This is a genomic window from Streptomyces zinciresistens K42, assembly GCF_000225525.1.
Taxonomy (GTDB): domain Bacteria; phylum Actinomycetota; class Actinomycetes; order Streptomycetales; family Streptomycetaceae; genus Streptomyces; species Streptomyces zinciresistens.
The window spans coordinates 1-3,817 of sequence record NZ_AGBF01000353.1; the positions used below are offsets into that span (position 1 = coordinate 1).

Here is a 3,817-nt window from a genome sequence, read left to right on the forward strand (position 1 = left end):
CGCCCCACCGTTGCCGGAGGGGTTGACGGCGCAGGTCAGCCGGTCTTGGGTGGAGGGCCACGTCCAGAGCAAGGGGGCTGGCCATGGCGTTGCTGGAGTTCTCCGACCGGCTGCCGCAGTGTTCACGCTGCCGGGGCAGCCTCATCATGAGCGGGGTTGCGCCGCAGGACGACAAACACGGGCGGCCGATCCACCTGGAGTTGTGCCCGGTGTGCGACACCGGCGACGTGGACCGCCCGGCTGCCGGCCTTCTCGTCCAGTGGTTCGCCGACGGCGGCAGTCATGACGAGAGTCGCATCAAGGAGGGCTCACACCTGCTGATGGAGTGGACGAAGGAGTGCATGGCCATCCACGGCTGGTACTTGCAGGACGCCCCGCCCGACCAGCCCTGAGCCGGGCGCGCAGGCCGCCGCGTCGTACAGGCGGCGCGGCCACCGGGTCGAACTACTGTTGGGGCCGTGGCGACAACGTACGACTTCCCCGGCGACCTCATCGCAGCACAGCAGGAACTCAACCAGGTGCGGGCCGACCTCACCGCCCTGTACGAGCGGCTGCCGTACTCCGTCGAACCGATGGAGGCCTGGCAGCGTCCCGAGGGCTACTGGCTCGCCACCTCCCGCGCGTACCCGGACTCGCCGGGCTGGTCGGAGCAGGAGCAGCAGGAGGTTGCCGTGCTACGGGAGAAGGAACGCGACCTCACCGGGGCGATCCTCACCCACGCCTTCTGGAGCGAGGTCGACGGGCACGAACGGCCCGATGCCCGCTCCCAGCTCAAGCACGCCCTCGCGCGCACGGCCGGTGAGGACCAGGAGGCGGCGTAGCCGTGGCGGACACGCCCGAGCCGAAGCCGCCGCCGATCACGGTGGTCCTCCCCGACGACCAGGAGGTCACCGGCCTCCTCCTCTGCCGTCAACAAACTCCGGAGGGCTGGCTCTACAAGGTCTCCGTCCCGGCCTGGACGAACACCGACGGCCGGGTGGAACCCGCCTGGTACACGGTGTGGGTGGAGGCTCCCGCCCATGTGAAGCCGATCGACGGCGTCTCGTACGACGGCGTTCCCACCGAGCGCATGGAGAAGCCGTCGACGGTGCGCGAGATCCTGGGACCGCGCCGGCCCTCCGGATGGGTTCTGCAGAAACTGGACGGCGGCCGCGATCCCGGCCGGGGTGTTATCCATACCGCCGACTGCGAGGAAGCGCCCGCTGGGGCGCCGGTGCTCAGCTTGGACAGGGCACTGGACGCTGCGGAGCATCCCGGTACACGGCTGTGTTCTTTGTGCGGTGCGGCAGCAGAGCTGGATCCCGTACTCAAAGGGTTCGACCACGGCGACGGCGAATAAGCCCGCTCATCTACCAAGAGCCCAAGGCGACAAGAAGTGGAGCCTCTTGCACGGCTCAGAGAATCAAAGTCACGCCCGCAGCGAAGTCGAACAGCTCCGCTGTCTTCGCGGAGGAGGCGGAGAGACCTTCTGACGAAGAAGTCGAATGCTCTGTTCGTCCTGACACCATCAGCTCCGGCGAAGAGATCCATCGACTCCGCAAAGAGGTCGACGATGTTTCGCTTCCCAACCTTGGCACGGACGGGTGTTTCAGCGGTTCAGCACCTTCGTTCCCGTGCCTCAAAGAGGGCTCCGCAACGCGTTCTTGAGCGCTCTCAATGCTTGTCGGCTCCGCTTTGACATTAAGCGGGCATCAGCTCTCCCATTCGGCTGCCACACCTCTCGGACGGCATCGCCGCAGGTGGGAGGCCTGCAAACCTTCGGCGACTTGACAATCGGCAGCGAGTAGCACATGTGCGGTGACTCCGCTGAGGCGCCTTCCCCGAGCCGGGTTGGCCTTCGACGCTGTGCAGAGGCAGGGGGAACGTCGGGCCCTGATGTGCGTAGGCTTCTGAGCCGACGACAGCAGCAGTGCTTCCCCGGTTCTGCAGCCGCTCCAACGGTGCAGTCGTCAACGCGTAGTTCGGCCGCTTCAACCGGAAGGAGACAAAGCAGTGGCCCCCTGCTCCAACAAGGGGCCACTCGCGTAGTCCGACAGCTCCACCCCGTACCAGAACGCATTCCAAGATGGGAGAAGAACCATCAGGTCCGAGCCCGAGCCTACGGGGCGCCGCGTGCTGCCGTCGAGTCAAGGCAGTCCCGGCACGCCCGCAGGCATAGCCGCACAACCCCGTCACCACACCTCCCGTACGAACAGGGAGAGGCGGGCTTCGTGAACAACGACCAGATCAGCGTGCGCATGGTGGTGCTGTTGCTGGTGGGCGCGTTAACCGTCGCCATCGCTCTCTACCATCCGGCGCTCGGAGCAGCGATCGGTGTCGGCGTCGTTGTTGTCGCCCTGCTCAACGAGCTGATGGGCAGATAGCCGACCATCCCACCCCGCGCATACGCGAGCGAGCCCCGGACCACGCAGGTCCGGGGCTCGCGGGCTGTTCGGGGGTACGGCCTTCTACAGCTCGAACTCGAGGTCCAGCACGTCGTTGATCTGCACCTCCTGGAGAGAGCCGGCGCGGCGGCCGCCGTCCTGGAAGTACACCTCCTTGAGCGCTTCGGCGGTGAGCTCGCGCAGCCGGTCGTCGCTGGCTCCCTGCTGCTGGGCGTCGAAGAGACGTGCGGCGTACTGCGGGGGCAAGGCGACAGTGAGGTGCCGGATGCGGTCCTCATCCGTCGTCTCGATCGGCGCCCCGGCGTACCCGAGGCGGGCGTGGACGTCGATGACGATGCCGCCGGTCGTCGCCGCCTTCTCGCGGGCCCTGGCGCGGACTTGCGGCTGCCAGCGCTTCTTCACCTCGCGCTCCAGGCGCGCGGCGAGGTCGGCGCGCGGCTTCTTGGCCTTGCCCGCCACGTACCGCTCCACCTGCCGCTGGGACATGCCGAGCAGGTCGGCGACCGCCTTCGTGCCCTTGAGCTGCTTGACCAGGTACCGCATCTGCGGGCCCGCGGCCTTGGGCGCCGGGCGGGTGAACGCCTTCTGCACCGCCTGGTCCAGGCCGTCCCCGAACTCCTTGGCCATTGCCTGCCTACTCCCCTACTCGCCGTTGTCGGCGTCGGTGACGGTGCCGTCCTTGATGTACCGGGCGAGGTTGAGCTCCGGCGCGTTGAACCGCTCGCGGACCTCTTCGCCCCACAGGACGTCCTGGGTGCCCTCGTGCTTGACCAGGCCGGGGTTGATGCCGAGCTTGAAGCCGCCGGGCAGCGGCTTGCCCTCCCGGTAGGGCAGGAAGTCCAGCGGGCTCGGTCCGTTCGCGGCGTAGACGACGCAGTCGGACAGGATCGCGATGGGGTACTGCCCGGTGAACGACGCGTGCTTGACGATCTTGCGGTGCAGGTTGATCCGGGTGCGGGAGATGACCGCCGCGCGGATGTCCGGCCGCCAAGTGGGCCGGGACAGCGCGCGCCACGGCTCGCCGGGCCGCCAGCCCTCGCCACGCGGGCGCTCGCGCAGCTTGCCCAGGCCGCCCTTCACCGTGGCCTTGATCGCGGAGACGACGATCGCCAGCTCCGGGTCGCGGGCCTTGTAGCCGTCCATCGCCGCGAGGAAGTCCTCGGGGGAGAGGTCGGCGTCGACGCCGAGGTCGGCCATCGTGGCGAGGTAGGCGTCCCGCAGCCGGTTGTACCAGCCGTCCAGGTAGCGGCCGTTCTCGCGCCGCACCCACGCCTCCAGCGGGCGCACCTCGTAGCCGAGCTCCACCGCGTACGCCACGGTGGGCGTCGCGTACCAGGCCGGCCCTTCGGGAGGCTCGCCCTTCGGCGTGAACGGAGACGGCAGCAGCGAGCCGTCCAGCTCCACCCACTCCTTGCCGACCTTCACCTTCGACA

Annotated in this window: 5 protein-coding genes and 1 pseudogene; 4 read left to right on the forward strand and 2 right to left on the reverse strand. The window is 68.4% G+C overall.

Features of this window, described 5'->3' with window-relative positions; genetic code table 11:
• The first annotated feature begins 83 nt into the window (after nt 1-83).
• The 4 genes from SZN_RS36120 (at nt 84) to SZN_RS41775 (ending at nt 2,363) form a co-directional block, all read left to right on the forward strand.
• Complete coding sequence (locus SZN_RS36120; protein WP_007505418.1) at nt 84-392, forward strand: DUF6300 family protein; 309 nt, start codon at nt 84-86, stop codon at nt 390-392.
• Nucleotides 393-458: 66 nt separating this feature from the next.
• Nucleotides 459-821 (forward strand): hypothetical protein, encoded by a 363-nt coding sequence (locus tag SZN_RS36125; RefSeq protein WP_007505420.1) that lies wholly within the window; start codon nt 459-461, stop codon nt 819-821.
• A gap of 2 nt (nt 822-823) precedes the next feature.
• The gene (locus SZN_RS36130) at nt 824-1,339 is read left to right on the forward strand and encodes a DUF6233 domain-containing protein (RefSeq protein WP_007505422.1); all 516 of its coding nucleotides are present in this window, start codon (nt 824-826) and stop codon (nt 1,337-1,339) included.
• An 871-nt stretch (nt 1,340-2,210) separates the two neighbouring features.
• Complete coding sequence (locus SZN_RS41775; RefSeq protein ID WP_007505424.1) at nt 2,211-2,363, forward strand: hypothetical protein; 153 nt, start codon at nt 2,211-2,213, stop codon at nt 2,361-2,363.
• Between the two features lie 84 nt (nt 2,364-2,447).
• Here the strand turns inward: SZN_RS41775 and tpg are convergent, their stop codons facing one another.
• Together tpg and SZN_RS36140 are read right to left on the reverse strand one after the other, a co-directional pair.
• Nucleotides 2,448-3,011, reverse strand: a complete 564-nt coding sequence (tpg, locus tag SZN_RS36135; protein WP_007505426.1) for a telomere-protecting terminal protein Tpg — start codon at nt 3,009-3,011, stop codon at nt 2,448-2,450.
• Nucleotides 3,012-3,026: 15 nt separating this feature from the next.
• Nucleotides 3,027-3,817 (reverse strand): annotated as a pseudogene (locus SZN_RS36140) (telomere-associated protein Tap); the annotation flags it as partial.

Excerpts from the sequence above, each read along its gene's own strand:
- tpg (WP_007505426.1), bottom strand. The coding sequence starts at position 3,011 with ATGGCCAAGGAGTTCGGGGACGGCCTGGACCAGGCGGTGCAGAAGGCG.
- SZN_RS36120 (WP_007505418.1), top strand. The coding sequence starts at position 84 with ATGGCGTTGCTGGAGTTCTCCGACCGGCTGCCGCAGTGTTCACGCTGC.